The following is a 21,830-nucleotide window of genomic DNA, read 5'->3' as shown; positions in this document are numbered from 1 at the left end:
CTTAGCATATTTAAGCTTTTAAGTCATTGTTTTTTATGGTGTTAATGCTTATGTATTAAATAGTTACAAGATTGGCGAGGTCCTTGCAAAACCACCATTACCCCCTTCATTACTTCGAGGCGGCTGGTGATGGAAAAGAAAGCGCGGCACAACTTCAAACGCTTGGGAATGTTAACGCCATTGGGCGTCTTGCTGACGATGGCGCTGGGCACAGCGACACTGCGCGCCAGCCCGATCGATGACGAGCGACAGCCAGAGCCTACCGATCCTTCGGCGTATTACGACGAACCCGCGGATGAACCGGCGGCGCTGAATGCCATTTTGAGCATGCCTGAGGCCAACCAGGATGCCTTCGATCTGCCTGGCGGGGTCAAGGGCTCAAAGGCTACCACCCGGGTGGAAAACAGACTTCCGCCTGCACAGGAAACCAGTTTCAACTACCCCACCAATGGCAAGCCCAGCCCACTGTTCGGCGCGCAGCCATTTACTCAGCAAATGATGTTGTTCGAGGAGTTCGGACCGGAAAAGCTCGACCCCACCACACCCTCGGCACCGCTGCCGTTTCCACCGCCAGCCATTGGCCCGTTGCCGCAACAGGACCCCACCAGTGCGGCACGCAGCGCACCCCCCACTGCTGCGCTCGATACCTTCTTGCGCCAACCGGGGCTGACGCCGTTTCCGAGCCAGTATTCCAACGTGGTTGACCGCAACCCGTGGCAGGCACAGATCGAAGCCTTCCTCAACCGCCATATCGGTTCTTCCGCTGAAGGTCGTCCACCAGGAAAGGGCTGGTCCCATCAGCGCTGGAACGAGTTCTACCCGCAAAAAGCCTACAAAACCGTGCAGACCGGTGCGCGGACCAACGGCGGTATTCGCGACAGCCATCAGATGCACGGCTATGCCGTGGGCGAGTTTGGCCCTGGTGGCCTGTATCACAACGTTGCAGGCGTATCGGCAACGGACGGCACCTCCAAGGGCATCGAGGCGCGCTTCCACCCGAACATGCCGGTACAGAACCACAACTCGGTGTGGACCTTCGACGGCACCTTGCCGCCAAAACTGTTGATGGTGCGCTACGGCCAACCGGTAATGATGCGTCATTACAACGGCTTGCCGATCGACCCGGGAGCGAACATGGGGTTCGGCCTGCACACCATCACCACCCACGAACACAACGGTCACGCACCGGCGGAAAGCGACGGCTATGCCAACGCGTTCTTCTTTCCGGGGCAGTATTACGACTATCGCTGGCCGATCCAGTTGGCCGGCTATGACAGCATCAACACCACGGCCCAGGACCCGCGTGCGGCGTTCCCTTGCGCGCCAGGTGAAACCCTGTGGACCAACGACGGCAGCCCGGGCCTGAAAACCTGCGACCACGGCACCATCAAGATCCGTGGCGACTGGCGCGAAACCATGAGCACCCACTGGTTCCACGACCACATGCTCGATTTCACCGCGCAGAACGTCTACAAGGGCAACGCGGCGATGATGAACTACTACAGCGCCCTGGACCGTGGCAACGAATCGGTGAACGATGGCGTCAACCTGCGGTTCCCCAGCGGCAGCGCCTTGCCTTGGGGTAACCGCGACTACGACGTCAACCTGGTGGTGGCCGACAAGGCCTGGGACCAGACCGGCCAGTTGTGGTTCAACCCGTTCAACACCGACGGCTTCCTCGGTGACCAGGTACTGGTCAACTGGCAGTGGAAACCGACCCTGGACGTGCGCGCACGCAGCTACCGGTTCCGCATCCTCAACGGTTCGGTATCGCGCTACTACAAACTGGCCCTCGTGCGTGAAATCAAAGGCAACAGCGGCGAATTCCAGGGCCCCAGCGGTTCCGGTGTGTCCTATGCCCGGGTGCCGTTCCACATGATCGCCAACGACGGCAACATCATGGAACACAGCGTGCCCTTCGACGGCACCATGGACCTGGACGGCGATGGCGATAAACAGAACCACAACGCGATCCTGCCTACCCAGGGCATCGCCGAACGGTTCGACATCATCGTCAACTTTGCGAAAAACGGCATCAAGCCAGGGGACAAGATCTTCTTCGTCAACCTGCTGGTGCATGAGGACGGCAAAGGCCCGAAAGAACCGGTGGCACTGGCGGACGTGCTGTCGGAAAAATACCTGGCGGTGATCAAGCAAGGCAGCAAGGGACCTCAGTGGGACAGGGGTGACCCGGCGGTGGGCAAGATCCTGCAACTCAACGTCAAGGCCTACACCGGGCAGGACCTGGCCATGGACCCGGCGCTGTACGAACCGGCCAAGCCGGGCAAGGCTGAAGGTCTGGTGATGATCCCGCTGAAGATCCATCGCGACAACCCTGCGGACAAGGCCCTGCTGGCCCAGGCCCGCCATCGCACCTTCACCTTCGGCCGCTCCGACGGCACTGATGAGGCGCCCTGGACGGTCAAGACCGATGGTGGCTTCGGCTACCACATGGATCCCCGTCGCCTGAATGCTGCCACTCACTTGGCCAGCGGTCCGACGGATGCAGGGACCACCGGTTTCGGCACCCTGGAGGTCTGGAACATCAGGCTCGGCGGCAGTGGCTGGAGCCATCCGGTGCATGTGCACTTCGAGGAAGGGATCATCCTCAGTCGTGGCGGCAAGGCCCCGCCAGAGTGGGAAAAATGGGCGCGCAAGGACGTGTACCGCATCGGTTCGGAAAAAGACGGCCTGGATAACGTAGAGATGGCGATCAACTTCCGTGAATTCGCCGGGACCTACATGGAGCACTGCCACAACACCCAGCACGAGGACAACTCCATGCTGCTGCGTTGGGACATTGAGCATCCAGGGCAATTCCAGTTGATGCCGACTCCGCTGCCAAGCTGGGACGGGGTGCGCTACGTGAGCTCTGCCGCGCTGCCAACCTTCCTCACTGGCGACGGCTCCGGCCCTAAAGTGGTAGTCAAACCTTGAACAGGGAGGGTGCCGACATGAAGCTGCATACACCACGCTCGCGGGCCTTGGGCATGCACCTGGTGCTGATGCTGGTGACCGGATTGCTGGCCAGCCAGCTGCTGGTGGCCAGCCAGCCAGCGTCGACACCCGCACCTGCTCCGGCATCCACTCCGGTACCCGCTGTCGCTGAATCCGCCACCCCTTGGGGTGGCGACTATTTCCCCAACACGCTGCTGACCGACCAGGACGGTCAGCAGCTGCGTTTTTTCGATGACATGATCAAAGGCAAGGTGGTGGTGATCAACTTCATCTTCACCTCCTGCAGCGACTCCTGCCCCCTGGAAACCGCGCGTCTGCGCCAAGTGCAGAAATTGCTGGGAGATCGCGTCGGCAAGGACATTTTCTTCTACTCCATCAGCATCGACCCCTTGAGCGATACCCCCGAAGTGCTCAAGGCATATGCGCAACGTTTCCAGGTCGGGCCGGGCTGGAAATTCCTCACCGGGGAGTTCGCCGACGTCACCGAGCTGCGCAAGAAACTGGGGCTGTTCATTGAAGGCATCGATAACGGGCGCAGCAAGGACCACAACCTGAGCCTGATCGTCGGCAACCAGGAAACGGGCCGCTGGATGAAAGCCTCGCCGTTTGAAAACCCGTGGATCCTGGCCGACCAACTGGCCAATACCCTGCAGAACTGGAAGCAGCCCAGCGTCGAAGAAAGCTACGCCAATGCTCCGGAAATCCGCCCGCCGAGCAATGGCGAAGAGCTGTTCCGCACCCGCTGCGCGTCTTGCCACAGCCTCGGTCCGCTGGACGGACAAGGTCTCGGCTTGCGCAGCATCGGCCCGGACCTGATCGGCGTGACCCACAAGCGCAATCCGGCCTGGCTCAGCCGCTGGATCCGCGAGCCGGATCGCATGCTCGCGGAAAAGGACCCGATTGCGATGGAGCTGTTCGATAGCTACAACAGGATCCCGATGCCCAACCTGCGGCTGGATGAGCAATCCGCCCGGTCCATCATCGATTTCCTGCATGAAGAGACTGACCGTCAGCATCCGCCAGCGGCCAGTGGTAACGAGGAGCCTGAGCATCATCATTCGGTCGCGCAACCCGAGATGACCCAGGCGCAATAGTGTCAAAAAAACAACATTGGCCAGTCAGTTGCTATCAATGCCACCTACACTGATGCAGAAAGCGGCAGAACAGGCTCGACTTCAAGCATCCAGGACACAGCCATGCAGATACTGGAACAACAAAAAGTAGCTGCGCCGCAGGCCCCGGCAGCACCGCGCAAGGGTTGGCGGCCGCAGTTCAACCTGCTGCGCTGGTTCTCCCTGGCAAGCTTTTTCATCATTGCCGCGGTGGCGTTGGGGCTGGGTTACATCTCCACGCGCTTTGTGGTCGATGAAAGTATCGAGCGCGATTCAATGCTGACCGCGCAGTTCATTCAAGCCATTGGCGAGGCCGAAATCCGTCATGCCGGGATTTTGCCGGGCAAGACCATGGGCGAAATGCTCGACCCGCGCCTGGACCATGCCGATTCCGACATCAAGCCCGAATCCCGGGCTGCCGCGCGCGTCGAGTTTCTCGACCATGTGGAGCATCTGCCGGACATCCTGCTGGCGACGGTGTACGCCCTTGACCGCACCGTGGTCTGGTCGACCAACTCCGAATTGATCGGCGTGCGCATCGAAGACGACAAAGAGCTGGACGAATCCTTCGAAATGAAATCGCCGGTGTCCACCAGCTACCACCAGATCGATGAGGAGCGTCCCGAACAGCGTCTGCTGCGTGAACCGGAATACCTGTTCGTCGAGAACTACATTCCGATGTTCAATGCCGACAGAAGCAAAGTGATTGCCATGGTGGAGATCTACAAGGAACCGGTGGACCTGGTGGAACGCATCCAGCGTGGCTTCAAGGCGATCTGGCTGGCCACCCTGATCGGCGGGGCGGCCATTTACCTGGGGCTGTTCTGGATCGTCCGGCGCGCGGCGATACTGCTGCAGAGCCAGCAAAAACAACTGATCGCCAATGAAACCTTTGTCGCCCTGGGGGAAATGTCCTCGGCGGTGGCCCACAGCCTGCGCAATCCGCTGGCGAACATCCGTTCCAGCGCCGAACTGGCCCAGAACATCGCCAGCCAGACCGCGCAGAAAAACATTGGCGACATCATCAGTCAGGTCGACCGCATGTCGCGCTGGGTGCGTGAATTGCTGGTGTCGTTGCGGCCGATGAATGACGACTTTGAAACGGTCGACCTGGTACTGTCCCTCGAAGATACCTTGAGTGCCTTCGAGTCCTTGATCAAACGATCGAACGTCGACGTGCGTTTTTCTCCTGCCAGCGTGCCACCGGTCGTCAGCCAACAGGTGCTGCTTACGCAAATACTCAATAGCCTGTTTGCCAATGCTCTGGAAGCCATGCCCAAAGGGGGCGTGCTGACGATCGAGATCGACGCCTCGGTGCCCGGCGACGTGAGCATGATCCTGACCGACACCGGCAAGGGGATGTCCAAACAACAACAGCAAATGGTCTTCAAGCCGTTTTTCACCACCAAACAAGGCGGATTGGGTGTTGGCCTGGCTCTGGTCAAAAGAATAATGGAGCGGTTTGACGGCTCAGTCGAACTGACCAGCCGGGAGCAGGAAGGAACCCGCGTTTGTCTCAATTTCAAAGTGGCAACGGGAGGGGTATATGGAGCACAGCATTCTGCTGGTCGAGGATGACGAAATCCTCGCCGAGAATATTCAGACTTACCTGGAGCGCAAGGACTTCGAGGTGACCGTCTGCCACTCGGCGGAAGACGCACTGGAGCAATTGGGTTCTTTCGCTCCTGACGTGGTGCTGACCGACAACTCGTTGCCAGGCATGAGTGGTCACCAGCTGATCCAGAAGCTGCGCATCAGCGCGCCGGATCTGAAAGTGATCATGATGACCGGCTACGGCAACGTCGAAGACGCCGTGGTGGCGATGAAAGAGGGCGCGTTTCACTACGTCACCAAGCCGGTGGCCCTGCCGGAGCTCAAGCTGCTGCTGGACAAGGCCCTGGCTACCGACCGCATGGAGCGCACACTGTCGTTCTACCAGGAGCGCGAGGCTCAGAAGTCGGGAGTACAGGCGCTGATTGGCGAATCGGCACCGATGGTGTACCTCAAGGGCACCATCAGCCAGTTGCTTGACGCTGAACGGCGGATGGCCAACAGCGATCTGCCGCCGGTGCTGGTGGAAGGCGAGACCGGCACCGGCAAGGAACTGGTGGCCCGGGCCTTGCACTTCGATGGCCCGCGCAGCAAAGGCCCGTTCATTGAATTCAACTGTGCTTCGATCCCGTCCAATCTGGTGGAATCGGAACTGTTCGGTCACGAGAAGGGCGCCTTCACCGACGCCAAGGATCGTCGCATGGGGCTGGTGGAAGCGGCCGATGGCGGCACGCTGTTCCTCGATGAAATCGGTGAAATGGACCTGCTGTTGCAAGCCAAGCTGCTGAAACTGCTGGAGGACCGGACCATTCGCCGGGTCGGTTCGGTGAAGGAGCGCAAGGTCGACCTGCGGGTGATCAGTGCCACCAACTGCAATCTCGAACAGATGGTCCAGCAAGGCAAATTCCGCCGCGACCTGTTTTTCCGCCTGCGCATCATTTCGATCAAGGTGCCGCGCCTGTATGCCCGTGGCGCCGATATCCTGCTGTTGGCCCGGCACTTCCTGGCAATGCATGGCAAGCGCTACGGCAAGCCGCACCTGCATTTCAGCGACCAGGCCGAAGAGTTGCTGCTGGGCTACAGCTGGCCGGGTAACGTGCGCGAATTGCGCAACATGCTGGAGCAAACCGTGCTGCTGGCGCAAAGCGACACCATTGCCGCCCATCAGTTGAACGTTTGTCTGAGCCTGGTGGATGAGCCTCCGATGTTTCATCACGAGCCGCAACATTTCAGCGAACAGCGTCCGTCCTACAACGGCAGCGAATCCATGAACCTGCCGGAAGTGGAACGCGACATGGTGCGCAAGATGCTCGACAAGACCGACTGGAACGTCACCAAATCGGCACGCCTGCTGGGGCTCAGCCGCGACATGTTGCGCTACCGGATCGAAAAGCTCGGCCTCGCCCGCCCGGACAAACGCCAGTGGTAGGGGGGGCGCCTACCGCGACAACGCGGTGGGGGAAACCAATTGAGAACGCCCCCTGTTGCTCACTGCAACACCGGGCCCTGCCTCAGGCAGGACAACATGCAATCGGGATTCTCGACTTCCTGGTTCACGTAGACGCCACGCTCCGCATCGTAGGAGCGGATAAACACCCGGACCGTGGCATCGGCCACGGTCGGCAGGCGCGAATCGTAGAACACGTGCTCGCCGGAAATCGGTATGAATTCCCCGGGCGCGGTTGGAATGTACGAACCCGGCGGCACGCTGCTCATGGATGGTGGCACGGGGTGCGCGAAGGGTTGGTCGGCGCCGTAATAGTTGAATTCACTGCTGTAGTCAGTGGTGGCTGGCAAGTCGTAGGCGTGGGCGGCAAAGGGCGCGCTCAGGCAGACGGCGAGCAAAAGCGTCAGGTCGGCTTTTTTCATGACAACACCTGCAGAATCGGTTTAACCCCATATCCCCAAGGTCATTAACTATAGCTGCCGCGGTGGGCGGCTGTCGTTGCTGCGCGGATTACAAGTTCGCAACACCTGCCGGGATGGGCTTGATCTAGACTTCGGCCGGTCAAATCGACGACCCGAACCCTGGAGCGAGCAATGGAACTGCCGACAAAAGAACAAGCCATCGCCAGTAACCGCGAGGCCTGGAATGACTCCGCCCGTCACCACAAGGATTCCTGTGAATGGCAAGCCTTGCTGAGCGATGTGCAGCACGCGGATTTTTCCTGCCTGGATGAGACCCTGACCGCTTTGCTGACCCAGACAGGTGTCGACGGCAAGGAGGTGGTGCAACTGGGCTGCAACAACGGCCGCGAAAGTCTGTCACTGTTCGCCCTGGGCGCGCGCAGCGTGGTGGGTGTCGACCAGTCTGAAGCATTTCTCGAGCAGGCACGGGAGCTGGCATCCCGCTCGCCCCATGCGCCGCAATTCATCGAAGCGGACATTCACCACCTGCCTGCGCAACTGCAGGAGCGCTTTGACCTGGCGCTGATCACCATCGGGGTCTTGAACTGGATGCCGGACATCGGCGAGTTCTTCCGCCATGTGGCGCGCACGCTGAAGCCGGGTGGGGCGCTGGTGGTGTACGAAACCCACCCGTTCCTGGAAATGTTCGACCCCGAGGCAGCCGATCCTCATCACCTGGCCAGTTCATACTTCCGTCGCGAACCGTTCGTGCAACACGAACCGATCGTCTACGAAGGCAGGATCGAACAGCCATCGGCGGCGTCCTACTGGTTTGTCCATACCTTGAGCGACCTCTTCAGCGCCGCCCTTGCGGCAGGGCTGCAGATCCGCCACTTCAAGGAGTACCCGCACTCCAACCGCGAAGAACTCTATGACCGCTATCAGCAGCAGGCAGCGCAGTTGCCGTTGTGTTTTACGTGGGTGGTGGTGAAGAGCTGAGTAGCGGCTGTTGACTGTGTACATATCCGGATTTTGGGTAACGGCGGCTTAGGGTTTCGCCCTTACGGCGACTCACTTTTTTTACAAGCGCCTAAAAAAAGTAAGCAAAAAAACGCTCGCCCCGAACGTCCGGCCCCTCGCCAGGGCTCGGGGTTCCTTCGCTCCGGCATTCATCCGGGGGCATTGCCCTCCGGTCCGCTTCGCTTGACCTACATGCAATGAGTTCGACTGCGTCGAACGGCGCTGCGCGCCAGTCCCCGGATAAACACCTCCACTCAGCCTGCCGAGGGGGCGGGTGGATCAAGATCAAGAGCGGCAGGCGAGCTAACGCTCGGCCCTGTAGGAGCGAGCTTGCTCGCGATGGACGTCAACGATGACGCGGGCTGTCTGAATGCCCGCGGTGTCCTGGCGTTTTTCGCGAGCAAGCTCGCTCCTACAGAGGGGAACGCGTGCAATTGCGATCAGGCCGGCCGGTAGGCCGCCTCGCTTTGGCTTTTGATCTGCTTGCCCCCTCGAGAAGCTTCGTTCCGGGCCCTCAAGGGGCAAAGCGAATACCAGCCGAAAGTCGGTTGAGGGCTTCCCCTCAACCATAGAATCTCCCACAGGTATTGCATTTATCCTGTGGCAGCGAGTCTGGTTTCAGGGCGTAACGATATTGAACTGCGGCGCAAAGGTATCGAGGCTGCTCATCAACTCTCCAAGCTTCTTGCCATTGCCTTGCACTTTGATCAGGCCTTTCTGGATCGCCGTCGGGATATCCAGTTGCTTGAGGCTGATCTGTTCCAGGGTTGCCTTGCTCATGCTCACGCCGGCATCCGCCAGGGGGTTGAGGCCGGTACGGTGGGTCAGCACGCCATTGCGCAGGGTCAGGTTGAAGTCCTTGTTCTGATCCTCGAAGGTCCAGTTCAGGGTCAGGTCATGGCCTACGGCTTTTTCACTGTCCAGGCGAACCGCGAGGAAGTCGAAGAACATCTGCGGGCTCATCGCCCGCACCATGTCCACCGAAACCGAAGTGCCCGCATGGGGTGGCACGCCGTTGCGCAATTCCATGGCACCGGTCAGGTACATGTTGCGCCAGGTGGCGTTTTCACTTTGATAGCCCATTTGCTCCAACGCTTCGGCCTGGGCTTTGCGGGCTGCGCCGTTGTCCGGGTTGGCGAACAGCAACTGATTGCCCAGTTGCGCGGCCCAGCGGTATTCACCCTTGGCCATTGCCGCCTGCATTTTCCCCAGCACAGCCGCGTCGCCGCCCATGGCTTCGACCGAGCGCCTGGCTGTTTCTACCGGTGGCAGTGGATTGAGGTTGGCCGGGTTACCGTCATAGAAACCCATGTAGCGCTGATACACCGCGCGGGTGTTGAAACTCAGCGAGCCGTAGTAGCCACGGGTGTACCACTTCTGGTCCAGGTTGCCGGGCAGTTTCTTGATCGAGTCGGCGATTTCCAGCGGCGTCAGGCCCTGGTTGAGCAGGTGCAAGGTACGGTCATTGAGGAAGGCGTACATGTCGCGCTGGTCGGCGAGGAAGGTGCGGATGCGTTCGCCGCCCCAGGTCGGCCAGTTGTGCTGGGCGAACAACACGTCGCTCTTGTCGCCGTAACGCGCCAGGCTACTGTCCAGGTACTGCGCCCAGGCCTTGGCATCGCGCACTTGCGCACCGCGCGGGGTGAGGATGTTGTGCATCATCTGCGTGGCATTTTCCGCCATGCACAAGGCACGCAATTGCGGCAGGTACAGGTTCATTTCCGCCGGCGCCTCGGTGCCCGGAGTCAGCTGGAATTCCACTTCGAGGCCGGCAATGGTGCGGGTTTCCAGCTCCTTGTCGATCAGGTCTGTGGGCGCGATCAAGGTGACGGTGCCGCCGCTCGGCGTGCTCTTGCCCAGGCCGGCATCGACCTGGCCATTTTCACCTCGGGGCAGCAGGCTGCCGAACTGGAACTGTGCGCGACGGCTCATGGCGTTGCCGGCGTAGACGTTCTCGCTCATCACGTGTTCCATGAACCCGGTGGGGGCGAACACCTTGACCTTGCCGGCCTTGACGTCGGCCTCGTCGATGACCCCGCGCACACCACCGAAGTGGTCGACGTGGGTGTGGCTGTAGATCACCGCCACCACCGGTTTGTGCGGACGGTTCCGGTAGTACAGGTCCAGTGCCGCCCTGGCCGTTTCGGCCATGGTCAGCGGGTCGATGATGATCAGTCCGTCGTCGCCTTCGATGATGGTCATGTTGGCCAGGTCGAGGCCGCGCACTTGATACAGCCGTGGGCTGACTTCGAACAGTCCGGCATGGGCGCTGAGCTGGGCCAGGCGCCAGAGGCTCGGGTTGACCGACTCCGGGGCCTGGTCTTTGGCGAGGAAGTCATAGGCCTGGATATCCCAGATGACCTTGCCCGAGGCGTCCTTGATCTGGCCCTTGAAGGGCGCGATCAAGCCCTTGGTGACCGACTCGTAGTCGGTGCGGTCGGTGAAGGGCAGTTGTTGCAGCACGGCGGTGTTACTGGCCTTGGTTTGCGGGCTGGCCGCGACCGGTTCAGCGGCGGCGACCGCCGAATGCGCAAGACAGGCAGTGATCAGGCAAGCGAGCAGCCCACGAGGGCTCAGGGTGAAACGAGGCATGGCGTCTCCGTTTTTATCGTTATGATCAGACCAGCTTCGAGGGTAGGGCGATGGGCGTGCGGGGCGATGAGCGTCACCGGACAAAAACCATTCAGGGCCGCTATCCTTGGGCCAAGCATATCCAACAGGTTGTCCCATGCTTGAAGTCCACGGCGTTTTCAAAAGCTACGCCACACCGCAAGGGCCGCTGCCGGTGCTGCAAGGTGTCGACCTGACGCTCAGGCCCGGCAGCAGCCTGGCGCTGATGGGCGAGTCAGGCAGTGGCAAAAGCACCTTGCTGCACCTGATCGCCGGGCTGGACAAGGTCGATCGCGGCAGCATCCGCAGTGGCGAGCATCGTCTGGAACAGATGAACGAAGGGCAACTGGCGAGCTGGCGCCGCACGGAAATCGGCCTGGTGTTCCAGCAATTCAACCTGATCGGCAGCCTGCGGGTCGAAGACAACCTGGCGATTCAGGCGCGTCTGGCGGGGCGCCATGACCCACGCTGGCAAGCGCATCTGGTGCGGCGCCTGGGCTTGGGCGAGTTGTTGCGGCGCTACCCGGAGCAACTGTCCGGTGGGCAGCAGCAACGGGTCGCACTGGGCCGGGCGCTGGCGTCGCGCCCGCCGTTGCTGCTGGCCGACGAGCCCACCGGCAGTCTCGATGAAACCACCGGTGCCGAGGTGTTGCAGTTGTTTCTGGAGTTGCTCGACGACAGCCCCACCAGTCTGTTGATGGTCACCCACAGTCCCGGCGTGGCAGCGCGGCTGGGGGAAAAAGCCTTGCTGTGCGGTGGTCGCCTGGCCAGTGCGGGCGAGCGCTGACATGCGCATTTTTGGCGAAACCCTGCGCGCACTGCTCAGCCACTGGCGGCAGCACCCGGTGCAGTTTTTCAGTGTGCTGACCGGGTTGTGGCTGGCCACCAGTCTGTTGACCGGCGTCCAGGCACTCAACAGCCAGGCCCGCGACAGCTATGCCCGCGCCAGTCAGTTGATCGGCGGCGAACCTCAGGCCAGCCTCAGTGCGCCCGGTGGCGGCACCTTCGCGCAGCAATGGTTTATCGATCTGCGCCAGGCGGGTTGGCCCGTGTCGCCGGTGCTGCAAGGGCGGGTCACGCTCAAGGGGCATGAAGAGCAGCGCTTGCAATTGATGGGCATCGAGCCGGTGTCGCTGCCGGCGGGCGCGGCGGTGGCCGGGCAGGCCTTGGCGATTGAACAGGTCGTCGGCTTTTTCAGCCCGCCGGGCAGTACCTGGATATCGTCGCAGACCTTGCAGGCACTGGGTTTGCGCGAAGGCGACCGGCCCTTGAGCCTGGATGGCGCGGCACTACCGCCGATGCATGTGCAGGCCGATATGGCGCCCGGTGTGCTGCTGATGGACATCGGTTTTGCCCAGCAGATTCTGGGGTTGCCGGAGCAACTGTCGCGACTGCTGTTACCGAAGGATTTCACTGCGCCGCTGCCGGACGCGTTAAAGGGACAGTTGCAACTCAACAGCGCCGGTGAAGAAAACAACCTCACGCGCTTGACCGAAAGCTTCCACCTGAACCTCGATGCCCTGGGGGTGCTGTCGTTCGTGGTCGGTCTGTTCATCGTGCATGCCGCCATTGGATTGGCGTTGGAGCAGCGGCGAGGCTTGCTCCGGACCTTGCGTGCCTGCGGTGTGAGTGCGCGGATGCTGATCGCTTGTCTTGCCGTCGAACTGGGCGCACTGGCCCTGATCGGTGGCGTGGCTGGAGTGGTCAGCGGCTACCTGCTGGCCGGCATGCTGTTACCGGATGTCGCCGCCAGCCTGCGCGGCTTGTACGGCGCCGAAGTGGCGGGGCAGTTGAGCCTCAGCCTGTCATGGTGGTTCAGCGGTATCGGCCTGAGTCTGATCGGCGCGATGCTGGCCGGGGTCAACAGCCTGCTGCGGGCAGCACGTTTACCCTTGCTGGCGCTGGCCGACCCGCAGGCCTGGCATCAGGCCCATGCCCGCTGGTTGCGACGCCAGGGCGCGGTGGCGGCATTGGCCGGGGTGATCGCGCTGCTGGCGTTGGTCTTTGGCGACAGCCTGGTCAGTGGTTTCGTATTGATGGCGGCGCTGTTGATCGGCGCTGCACTGGCATTGCCGGTGGTGCTCAGTTCGCTGCTCAATCTCGGCGCGCAGCGCAGTCGCTCGGTGCTTGGCCAATGGTTTGTCGCCGATTGCCGCCAGCAATTGCCGGCCCTGAGCCTGGCATTGATGGCGCTGCTGTTGGCCATGGCGGCGAATATCGGGGCCGGCAGCATGACCGCCGGCTTTCGCCAGACCTTCAGCGACTGGCTCGAACAACGGTTGACGGCCGAGCTTTACCTCAACCCACAGAACCCGGCCCAGGCCCGGGAACTGCACGACTGGCTCAACCAGCAACCGCAACCGGCGGCGGTGCTGCCCAACTGGCAGGTGTCGATCCAGTTGCAGGGCTGGCCGACGGACCTGTCCGGGATCATCGACCACCCGACCTATCGCCAGCACTGGCCGCTGCTCGAAGCCTTGGGCGATGACCCTTGGGAGCGACTGGCCAAGGACGATGCGGTGATGCTCAGCGAACAACTGGCCCGGCGCCTGCGAGTGCAACTGGGCGATCACCTGACGCTGCCGACGCCCATCGGCCCGTGGTCGCCACGGATCGTCGGGATCTACGCCGACTATGGCAATCCCAAGGGCCACATTCTGGTGAACATCCACCACCTGTTGCGCGGTTGGCCGCAATTGACGCCGAATCGCTTCAACCTGCGCATCGATCCGGCGTCGATCCCGGCGTTCGTCACGGCGTTGCAGGCGCGGTTTACCCTGGACGACAGCCGCATCGTCGATCAGGCGCGGCTCAAGGGCTGGTCCACGCAAGTCTTCGAACGCACCTTCGCCGCCACCGCCGCGCTCAACAGCCTGACGTTGTGCGTGGCCGGGGTGGCGCTGTTCATCAGTCTGCTGACCCAAAGCCAGAGTCGTCTCGGGCAACTGGCGCCGCTGTGGGCGCTGGGCGTGACACGTCGGCATTTGATGTTGCTCAACCTCGGGCAAACCTGGTTGCTGGCGCTGCTGACCCTGGTGCTGGCATTGCCGTTGGGCATCGCCCTGGCGTGGTGCCTGGACACGGTGATCAACGTGCAGGCCTTTGGCTGGCGCCTGCCGTTGCGGGTGTTTCCAGGGCAACTGCTGCAGTTGATGGGGCTGGCGCTGGTGGCGACGTTACTGGCCTCGGCCTGGCCGTTGTACCGTTTGTACCGCACGCAACCGGCGGATCTGCTACGGACCTTTGCCCATGAAGATTAAGCTCGGCGTCTTGCTCCTGGCGCTGCTGGCGAGCGGTTGCGATCAACCGGCACCGGTAGAAAAAGGCTTTGCCGGGCTGGGCAACCAGGCCGCTGCGTTCACCCCGGTGGTGCCCGGTCGGGAGTTCAGTTTCCCGGCGGATCACGGCCCGCACGACGGCTTTCGCATCGAATGGTGGTACGTCACGGCCAATCTCAAGGACGACCGGGGCCATGAGTTCGGCGCTCAATGGACGTTGTTCCGCAGTGCCTTGAAGGCCGCCCCCGAGGTGTCGGGTTGGCAGAATCAGACGATCTGGCTCGGTCACGCGGCGGTGACGTCGGCGACGGCGCATCACGCGGCTGAACGTTATGCCCGTGGCGGCGTTGGTCAGGCCGGTGTCAGCGTCGCGCCGTTCAATGCATGGATCGACGACTGGCAATTGCGCAGTCAGGCGACTGCCGACAATCCGTTGGCCGACCTGCTGCTCAGCGCTCGCGACAAGCGCTTCGGCTACCGGTTGCGGTTGACCTCGACAGGTCCGCTGGTGCTGCAAGGAGACCAGGGCTTCAGCCAGAAATCCGAACAGGGCCAGGCCTCCTATTACTACAGCCAGCCGTTTTTCCTGGCCAGCGGGACCCTGGACATCGACGGTCAGACCTTCCAGGTCAGTGGCCCGGCCTGGCTTGACCGTGAATGGAGCAGCCAGCCCCTGACGGCCAACCAGAGCGGTTGGGACTGGTTCTCCCTGCACCTGGACAGCGGCGAGCAGGTGATGCTGTATCGCATGCGGCAAAAGGACGGTGAGCCTTACCTCACCGGCACCTGGATCGATGCCAGGGGTGAGACACAACCGCTGCACGCCAGCGACATCAGTCTCATACCGCAAGACACCGCCCGCGTGACCGGGCGCGAGATGCCCGTTCGCTGGTCGATCAGAATACCCGCCAGGCACCTCGATATTGTCATCACCGCGCTCAATCCCCAGGCCTGGATGGACTTGCGCATTCCTTACTGGGAAGGCCCGGTACGCCTCAGTGGCAGCCATGCAGGGAACGGATATCTGGAAATGACCGGTTATTAGGGGGCGTTCTGTGCCAGGAAATTCAACGGCCCGCGGCGACCACTCGCCGAACAGCGACTATGCTCATCGCACACATGGCGTTGAGCCCGGCTTCAACGCCGTCTGTTGCCATCTATCACAGGGAAAGTTATGCCTATGAAACGCCACGCACTGACCAAAGCCATCACCCTCGCTACTTTGCTGTCGGCCGCCAGTTTTGCCGCAGTTGCCGCCGATATTCCGTTGTCCGAAGTGGTGGTGGCTGACCAGGTCTCCACCAAAGTCGTTTCGGTTGATACAGCGAACCATTCCGTGGTCCTCAAAGGCCCGCAGGGTAACGAGTTCCCGGTGCAATTGACCGACAAGGCGAAAAACCTCGGTAACCTCAAGGTCGGCGATACCGTCGATATCAGGGTCACCAGCGCTGTTGCGGCCTACCTCGACACCGATGTCGACAAAGGCCTGCCAGGCACCGCCGAAGTCAGTGGCGAAGTGCGCGCAGCACCCGGTAGCGCCAAACCGGCTGGTGAAGCTTACCGTCAGGTGAAAGTGCAACTTAAAATCACCCACATTGACCTGAAGAAAAACCAGGTGACTTTCGAAAACCCGGAAGGCAAGTCCAAGACGGTTGATGTCAAACGGCCTGAAGTCCAGGCCAAACTCAAGGAATTGAAAGTCGGGCAAAGCGTGAACGTGGTTTACACCGATATATTGACGGTGACCAGCAAGCACTGATATTGAATATTGGCTCTAAACGGGTTGATTATTTTTGTGCAGATTTTGTATAGGAATAATCAACTCTAATGGTCGAACTGGTGAGTTCGTAGTTTGGTACTGGATTGGATTTAAATCGACATTTTATTAAATATAGTGTCGATAAATTTCATCTTCAGCGCACGGACATATTTAGCCACTTCTACTAAAATACCTTCCGTTCGCCCAGTGCAGGGCTCTTTACCAGTGCATGGATTGCCGAGGCCAGTGCACTGGGCGAACCCTTTGTTTGCTGTATTGAAAGTTTTGGATATAAAAAAACGGGCGACCTGCGGGTCGCCCGTTTTTTTTTGCCGAGTCCTGTTTTTACGCAGTTGTGAAAAGTCGTTCAGTCCTGTTTTTTATTGACTTGAACAACACCGGCCAACGCGGCGAAACACTGTTCGATCGAACGCTGCTGGCTCTGGGCATACAGCCCCAGTTCATCGATCGTCGGCCGCCCCAGGGCTTTTTCGAACGCTTGCTGATTGGAGTGCACGCCGTAACGGGTTTGCGCTGCGTCCCCCAGGTTTGACTGAAAAATCCCCGCCGCGCTGACCGGCAGGAAGTCTTCGTACACCAGCGGTTCAACTCGCAGGTAACCGCTGCCGAGCAGGTCATCCAGGGCGGCGTTTTTCAGGTCGCCCGCCGCCAGGCCTTTTTCCGTCACGAAGTAGCGGAAGTAAGCCAGGTCCTGTTGGCGCATGCCTTCCCAGGTGTCGGGGAACTCGTTGAAATGCTGCACCATCAGGGCGTTGTAGCGCGCGGCGTTGGCTTCGTTGGGGAAGTCCTTGAGTTCGTCCCGTGCGGCATTGAGCAAGCGGTCGTACAGTGCGCGGCCCTTGGGCGTGAGGGCGGCACCGCGCTGTTCGATCTCGCCGAAGCGGGCGCTGTGGCTGCCGCGAGCCTCGTTTTGATCGGTGAAGGCAATCGGCTCGTCGAGGGCCTTGAAACTGGTCTGGCGCAGCAGGATCGGGCACTGTCGGCGGGGTGGGCCTTCGATCACCGCTTTGGGGGTGATGCCATGGGCCGGCATTTGCGCCTGGACGATGTCGATGTCCAGGGTCCGTGGTGTCAGGTGGTTGATGTGCGGTCCCTTGAACGCCACCACATCGGCGATCAGACGATGCTGGGCACTGAGTTGTTGATACTGCTCGGCGGTGACGGTGGCGCTGTGGTGCCAGCGAAAGGTTTCCAGGGCCTGTTCGACGAACTCCAGGGCTTGCGGCTCGGTCAGGCCGCCCCGGGATTCGGCAAGCTCGATGAGCGTGAGGGCCGTGGGGGTGAAGATCGAGCGCTGGTCGAGCATCGATTGGGCAAACGCCCGCAGCTGCAGGTCTTCGATCAATTCCAGGCGCAACAGCGAGGTGAACACCCGGAACGGGCTGACCTGCAACGAGGCTTCGTGCACCGCGCGAAACGCCGTGGAATGCACCGGCACACCGGCCGGTGTCAGGTCGTAGTAACCCACCGGTTGCATGCCCATTACCGCGAACAGGCGGGCGAGGGTTGCCAGTTCATCGGCCGTACCGACGCGGATGGCGCCATGACGCTCCAGGTCCAGACGCTCGATTTCACCGGTGCTCGTGAGCTGCTGCAGGAGTTGCGGATCGCTTTCCAGCACGTGGCGGTTGGTCTGTTCCACCAGTTCCATCAACGCGCCGTACAACGGCACTTCCTCGCGGTACATGTCGGACATCGCTTTGGAGAAGCGTTGGCGGATCAGGTCAGGGCTGACGAAGTTCGGGTGATTCATGAACAGGATTCCTGGCGCGGTGACGTAAAGGATGGACGAAAGATCGCAGCCTTCAGCAACGCGGACAAACGAAGTTTCTGACGAACTTCATTCTGCAAAGGACTGCAAGAGGGCGTTCTCAATTACTTTCCCTAATGCAGTCGTTGATCCTGTGGACTCTCCGAGCGTAGCGATGCCAAAAACTCGCGATACAGGCGCGCCGAGCCAGTGGGCGCTTCCACCATGGGCATGTGCCCGACAGCGTCCCAGATATGCACGCGCAAATCGACGATGCCCTTGCTCCAGACCGCTACGCTACTGACATCGATCAGCCGGTCCTTGCGTCCCCAGAGCAACAGTGCCGGGGCGCTGATATTGGACAGGTGCGGCTCCATCGGCGGGCTGGCACGGAACTCGCGGAAGATTTCTTCCAGCTCCTCGCGGGACTGTTCATAGCGCTGGGCGACGGCATCGAGCACGAGCCTGGGTACCCAGGGTGGCGAAGCCATGGTCATGGCGTAGAAACGCCGGAATTCCTCCCGCGAATGAATCAGAAACGGGTTGTGGCCCTTGGCCAAATGCCGCTCAAGGTCACTGGGCTCGGGCGAGGTGACGCCAGCCGGGTCTATCAGGGCCACGGACACGATGCGCTCCGGGTAGTTGGCCGCGAGCCACGCGGCCATGTAGCCGCCCATGGAGTTGCCGATGACATGCACTTTCTCGACTCCGCACACGTCCAGCAGCTGGATCATGCGCTTGGCCTGAAGGGGGATGTCATAGCCGCCGCCCGCCTTGAAGCCGGTTTCGCCATGGCCGGCGATGTCCGGGATGATCACCCGATGGCTGCCGACAAAGTGCCGGGCGAAACGCAGCCAGAGGTTCTTGTCGGCGCTGAAGCCATGGAGCATCAGCACATTGCTGGTGGCTTCGTACGGCCCGCCTTGCCAGGTCGAGACGGTCATCTCGGGGATGGGCACGACGATTTTGTGCAGCCGGTACAGCTTGGCCTCGGCCGCCATGTTCAGGTCGTAGAGCCAGTAGCCGATGGCCGGGTAGGTCAGCCAGCTCCAGGCGACGAAAACTGCCAGAACGACGAATAACAAAAGCATCATGCGTCTCCCTTCTATCTGCTCAGGACAAAATGTGATCGGCGGGTTTCAGCGCTCGGGTCAAACGATGAAAACTGAAGCTGAACCCCGGAAACATGGCAATCACATGACCGCTCTTGCTTTGGTACCAACTGTGGCAACCTCCGGATTTCCACACGGTACGTTCCATTTCCCGGTGGATCATTTCAGTGTAGGTACGTTCCGCCTCATGGCGAACTTCGATGCTGCGTAAACCTTGAGTCTTCAAGGTGCGAATGCAATCGAGGATGTAGTTCATCTGGGATTCGATAATGAACAGCGCCGAAGTGTGACCGATGCCGGTGTTCGGCCCGGTGACGATGAACAGGTTGGGGAAGTCGGGCAGGGCGGTGCCGAGGTAGGCCCGCGGGTATTGCGCCCAGACCTCCTTGAGACGAGTGCCGTTCTTGCCCGTTACCGGGTAGGAAATCACCCCGTCGGTGGCATCGTAGCCGGTGGACCAGACGATCAGGTCGACGTCGATGTGGTGGCCATCGAGGGTCACGATGCCGGTTTCGTCGATGGACGCGATGCCTTGCTCGCGGCTGTGCAGCGTCACGTTGCGGCGGGCCAGTGCCGGGTACAGCGTGCTGGACAGGATCACCCGTTTGCAGCCAATGGTGTAGTCCGGCGTCAGTTTGCGCCGCAGTTCGGCGTCAGCTACCTGGCGTTTGAGAAAGCGCAGGGCCTGGCGCTGGACCATGTGCACCGCCGGTTTCGAATACTTGAAGGCAATCACCCGGGTTTCGAATTGCCAGTAGATTGCCCAGCGCAGCAGCTTGTAGGCGGGCTTGATCCCCAGCAGCCAGCGCTGCAAGCGACCGAAGTTGCGGTCAGCCCGGGGCAATACCCAGTGAGGCGTGCGCTGGAACACATGCAAGTGCCCGACGTGCGGGGCAATCGCCGGAATGACCTGGGCCGCACTGGCGCCGCTGCCGACGATGGCTACGCGTTGTTGCCGGTAGTCGTAGGTGTGATCCCAGTTGTTGGTGTGGAACGTCTTGCCCTGAAAGCGTTCCTGTCCGTCGAAGTGCGGCTCCACCGGTTGGCTCAGCGGCCCGGTCGCGTTGATCAGGAACTGCGCGCAAAACATGCCTTTGCCGGCGGTGAACACCGTCCAGTGCCTGTTGGCGTCGTCCCATTCGACGCGTTCGACATTGGCGTCCAGTTCCACCTTGTCCCGCAGGCCGAAGTGTTCCACCACATGGCGGGTGTAGCGGTGCAGTTCGGCCTGTCCGGCGAACATTTGCGTCCAGCGATACGGGGCGAAAGACAAGGAGTACAGCGGCGAAGGCACGTCGACTGCCGCGCCGGGGTAGGTGTTCTGGCACCAGGTGCCACCGAAGAAATCCCGTCGTTCCAGCAGGCGGAAATCGTCGATGCCGGCCTTGAGCAGATTGATTGCGGCACATTGGCCCCCAAAACCGCTGCCGATGATCAATACTTGAAAGGTCTGCATGAGCCTCCTCTTGTGGTCATCGTTCTATCCCTTCTTTCATGTATAGCCGTTTCTGGAGACGAGGCTTTTGCTTTTACACGAGCGTGATGGCGCGATGTTCAGCCCGCCAGTCGGTGATGGCTATTTAATCTCGCCCTGATAGACTCCAGCGCAGAAGCACAGGCTGTTATCGCATTTCGTCGAGTGGTACAGAGGCCCTATGGAAAACACGGGAGGAAAGGGATTCTCATTGGCCAGGAGGCTCTATACATCGCGAATCCTGGGCTTGGCCCTGGGATTGGTGTGTGTGAGCGTAGCGATGTATCCACTTGATCCGGCACCTTGGGTCTGGGGTTTCATGTGGTTCAATGGCCTGCTCTGGCCGCACCTGGCCTACCAATGGACGCGCCGGGCCAGGACGCCCTACTATGTCGAACACCGCAACCTGCTGATCGATGCCTTTCTCGGCGGCTTCTGGATTGCCGCGATGCAATTCAACCCACTACCCAGCGCGACCACCATTTCCATGATGGCCATGAACAATGTGGCCATCGGCGGCATGCGTTTCCTGCTGGCCGGGACGGCCGCGCAAGTGCTGGGCGTTGGTGTCGGCCTGCAGATTTTCGCCCCGGCGTTCATCCCTGCCACCAGTCCGGTGCAGCTCTATGCCTGCTTGCCGTTGCTGTGCCTGTATCCGCTGGTGCTGGGCTGGATCTGCTTTCGCCAGGCCCATACCCTGGGCCGTCAAAAGCGCGAGTTGCTGGCACTGAGCCGCACCGACAGCCTGACCGGCCTGCTGAATCATGGCGCCTGGAAGGACCAGCTGGAAGTCGAGTTCCAGCGCTGCAAACGCCAGCAAAAAGGCGGGGCGATTGCCCTGATCGACATCGACCATTTCAAGGCCATCAACGACACCTACGGCCATGTTGCCGGCGATATCGTCTTGCGCCAATTGAGCAAAATGCTCAGGCAGAACCTGCGGGCAACCGATGTGGCCGGGCGCTACGGCGGAGACGAGTTCTGTGTGATCCTTCCGGACCTGCCCCTGAACCGCGCCGCCTCAATCATGGATGCTCTGCGTGATCGCTTCGCCACCTTGGGGTACGAGCAGAGCCCGGCGCTGAAAGTCAGCCTGAGCATTGGCCTGGCTTCATTCAACCCGGCCCATGCCGACGCGACGCTTTGGCTCAACGACGCCGATCATGCGCTATACGAAGCCAAGACCACCGGGCGTAACCGGGTGATCTGTTGCAGTGACGGGAACCCCTATCGCGAACTGCTCGACTCGGCGTGACCGTCCGTTGCATGACATGTGGGAGTGAGCCTGCTCCGGGCGGCGATCCGACGAAGGCGGCGTTTCAGTCGGTAGGGATGTT

15 protein-coding genes are annotated in these 21,830 nt (G+C 60.9%); 10 read left to right on the top strand and 5 right to left on the bottom strand.

Translation table 11 applies throughout. The annotated features are described in order from the left end of the window. The first annotated feature begins 129 nt into the window (after positions 1 to 129). The 4 genes from ACEN8E_RS18505 to ACEN8E_RS18490 all read left to right on the top strand — a co-directional run bounded on the left by ACEN8E_RS18505 (position 130) and on the right by ACEN8E_RS18490 (position 7,050). Entirely contained in the window at positions 130 to 2,937 is a 2,808-nt protein-coding gene (locus ACEN8E_RS18505) for a multicopper oxidase domain-containing protein (protein ID WP_495589353.1), read from the top strand. Positions 2,938 to 2,954: 17 nt separating this feature from the next. Beyond that, the gene (locus ACEN8E_RS18500) at positions 2,955 to 4,052 is read left to right on the top strand and encodes an SCO family protein (protein WP_495589352.1); all 1,098 of its coding nucleotides are present in this window, start codon (positions 2,955 to 2,957) and stop codon (positions 4,050 to 4,052) included. A 102-nt stretch (positions 4,053 to 4,154) separates the two neighbouring features. Beyond that, positions 4,155 to 5,648, top strand: coding sequence for a sensor histidine kinase (locus ACEN8E_RS18495; RefSeq protein WP_495589351.1), 1,494 nt, complete (start codon positions 4,155 to 4,157; stop codon positions 5,646 to 5,648). Further along, complete coding sequence (locus ACEN8E_RS18490) at positions 5,617 to 7,050, top strand: sigma-54-dependent transcriptional regulator (RefSeq protein ID WP_495589350.1); 1,434 nt, start codon at positions 5,617 to 5,619, stop codon at positions 7,048 to 7,050. The genes ACEN8E_RS18495 and ACEN8E_RS18490 overlap by 32 nt, the downstream gene beginning before the upstream one ends. A 59-nt stretch (positions 7,051 to 7,109) precedes the next feature. Here ACEN8E_RS18490 and ACEN8E_RS18485 read toward each other — a convergent pair whose 3' ends face one another. Then, positions 7,110 to 7,490, bottom strand: a complete 381-nt coding sequence (locus ACEN8E_RS18485; RefSeq protein WP_495589349.1) for a hypothetical protein — start codon at positions 7,488 to 7,490, stop codon at positions 7,110 to 7,112. 171 nt (positions 7,491 to 7,661) lie between these two features. Here ACEN8E_RS18485 and ACEN8E_RS18480 point away from each other — a divergent pair, with 171 nt between their 5' ends. Continuing rightward, the gene (locus ACEN8E_RS18480; protein ID WP_495589348.1) at positions 7,662 to 8,468 is read left to right on the top strand and encodes a class I SAM-dependent methyltransferase; all 807 of its coding nucleotides are present in this window, start codon (positions 7,662 to 7,664) and stop codon (positions 8,466 to 8,468) included. A gap of 639 nt (positions 8,469 to 9,107) precedes the next feature. Here the strand turns inward: ACEN8E_RS18480 and ACEN8E_RS18475 are convergent. Beyond that, positions 9,108 to 11,081, bottom strand: coding sequence for an alkyl/aryl-sulfatase (locus ACEN8E_RS18475; protein ID WP_495589347.1), 1,974 nt, complete (start codon positions 11,079 to 11,081; stop codon positions 9,108 to 9,110). Between the two features lie 136 nt (positions 11,082 to 11,217). Between ACEN8E_RS18475 and ACEN8E_RS18470 the strand changes: the two genes are divergently transcribed. From ACEN8E_RS18470 to ACEN8E_RS18455, 4 genes are all read left to right on the top strand, one after another. Continuing rightward, on the top strand, positions 11,218 to 11,886 hold the full coding sequence (locus tag ACEN8E_RS18470; protein ID WP_495589346.1) for an ABC transporter ATP-binding protein: 669 nt from the start codon (positions 11,218 to 11,220) through the stop codon (positions 11,884 to 11,886). Position 11,887: 1 nt separating this feature from the next. Beyond that, positions 11,888 to 14,359, top strand: coding sequence for an ABC transporter permease (locus tag ACEN8E_RS18465; protein ID WP_495589345.1), 2,472 nt, complete (start codon positions 11,888 to 11,890; stop codon positions 14,357 to 14,359). Beyond that, entirely contained in the window at positions 14,349 to 15,422 is a 1,074-nt protein-coding gene (locus ACEN8E_RS18460) for a lipocalin-like domain-containing protein (protein WP_495589344.1), read from the top strand. Before ACEN8E_RS18465 ends, ACEN8E_RS18460 begins: the two co-directional genes overlap by 11 nt. A 135-nt stretch (positions 15,423 to 15,557) precedes the next feature. Next, a complete protein-coding gene (locus tag ACEN8E_RS18455; protein ID WP_495589343.1) occupies positions 15,558 to 16,136 on the top strand; it encodes a hypothetical protein in 579 nt (192 codons plus the stop codon). 367 nt (positions 16,137 to 16,503) lie between these two features. Here the strand turns inward: ACEN8E_RS18455 and hglS are convergent, their stop codons facing one another. The 3 genes from hglS to ACEN8E_RS18440 all read right to left on the bottom strand — a co-directional run bounded on the left by hglS (position 16,504) and on the right by ACEN8E_RS18440 (position 20,475). Further along, positions 16,504 to 17,910 (bottom strand): 2-oxoadipate dioxygenase/decarboxylase HglS, encoded by a 1,407-nt coding sequence (gene hglS, locus ACEN8E_RS18450; protein ID WP_495589342.1) that lies wholly within the window; start codon positions 17,908 to 17,910, stop codon positions 16,504 to 16,506. Positions 17,911 to 18,041: 131 nt separating this feature from the next. Next, entirely contained in the window at positions 18,042 to 18,998 is a 957-nt protein-coding gene (locus ACEN8E_RS18445; protein ID WP_495593352.1) for an alpha/beta fold hydrolase, read from the bottom strand. A gap of 22 nt (positions 18,999 to 19,020) precedes the next feature. After that, on the bottom strand, positions 19,021 to 20,475 hold the full coding sequence (locus tag ACEN8E_RS18440; protein ID WP_495589341.1) for a flavin-containing monooxygenase: 1,455 nt from the start codon (positions 20,473 to 20,475) through the stop codon (positions 19,021 to 19,023). Between the two features lie 199 nt (positions 20,476 to 20,674). Here ACEN8E_RS18440 and ACEN8E_RS18435 point away from each other — a divergent pair, with 199 nt between their 5' ends. Next, the gene (locus ACEN8E_RS18435) at positions 20,675 to 21,748 is read left to right on the top strand and encodes a diguanylate cyclase (protein ID WP_495589340.1); all 1,074 of its coding nucleotides are present in this window, start codon (positions 20,675 to 20,677) and stop codon (positions 21,746 to 21,748) included. Positions 21,749 to 21,830 lie beyond the last annotated feature (82 nt).

The organism is Pseudomonas sp. Pseusp9, assembly GCF_059491265.1.
This window is presented reverse-complemented; position numbering and strand designations above follow the sequence as displayed.

Bases quoted from the DNA above. Each gene is read 5' to 3' on its own strand.
- ACEN8E_RS18505 (WP_495589353.1), top strand. From the start codon at position 130: ATGGAAAAGAAAGCGCGGCACAACTTCAAACGCTTGGGAATGTTAACG.
- ACEN8E_RS18500 (WP_495589352.1), top strand. From the start codon at position 2,955: ATGAAGCTGCATACACCACGCTCGCGGGCCTTGGGCATGCACCTGGTG.
- ACEN8E_RS18495 (WP_495589351.1), top strand. From the start codon at position 4,155: ATGCAGATACTGGAACAACAAAAAGTAGCTGCGCCGCAGGCCCCGGCA.
- ACEN8E_RS18490 (WP_495589350.1), top strand. From the start codon at position 5,617: ATGGAGCACAGCATTCTGCTGGTCGAGGATGACGAAATCCTCGCCGAG.
- ACEN8E_RS18485 (WP_495589349.1), bottom strand. From the start codon at position 7,490: ATGAAAAAAGCCGACCTGACGCTTTTGCTCGCCGTCTGCCTGAGCGCG.
- ACEN8E_RS18480 (WP_495589348.1), top strand. From the start codon at position 7,662: ATGGAACTGCCGACAAAAGAACAAGCCATCGCCAGTAACCGCGAGGCC.
- ACEN8E_RS18475 (WP_495589347.1), bottom strand. From the start codon at position 11,081: ATGCCTCGTTTCACCCTGAGCCCTCGTGGGCTGCTCGCTTGCCTGATC.
- ACEN8E_RS18470 (WP_495589346.1), top strand. From the start codon at position 11,218: ATGCTTGAAGTCCACGGCGTTTTCAAAAGCTACGCCACACCGCAAGGG.
- ACEN8E_RS18465 (WP_495589345.1), top strand. From the start codon at position 11,888: ATGCGCATTTTTGGCGAAACCCTGCGCGCACTGCTCAGCCACTGGCGG.
- ACEN8E_RS18460 (WP_495589344.1), top strand. From the start codon at position 14,349: ATGAAGATTAAGCTCGGCGTCTTGCTCCTGGCGCTGCTGGCGAGCGGT.
- ACEN8E_RS18455 (WP_495589343.1), top strand. From the start codon at position 15,558: ATGAAACGCCACGCACTGACCAAAGCCATCACCCTCGCTACTTTGCTG.
- hglS (WP_495589342.1), bottom strand. From the start codon at position 17,910: ATGAATCACCCGAACTTCGTCAGCCCTGACCTGATCCGCCAACGCTTC.
- ACEN8E_RS18445 (WP_495593352.1), bottom strand. From the start codon at position 18,998: ATGCTTTTGTTATTCGTCGTTCTGGCAGTTTTCGTCGCCTGGAGCTGG.
- ACEN8E_RS18440 (WP_495589341.1), bottom strand. From the start codon at position 20,475: ATGCAGACCTTTCAAGTATTGATCATCGGCAGCGGTTTTGGGGGCCAA.
- ACEN8E_RS18435 (WP_495589340.1), top strand. From the start codon at position 20,675: ATGGAAAACACGGGAGGAAAGGGATTCTCATTGGCCAGGAGGCTCTAT.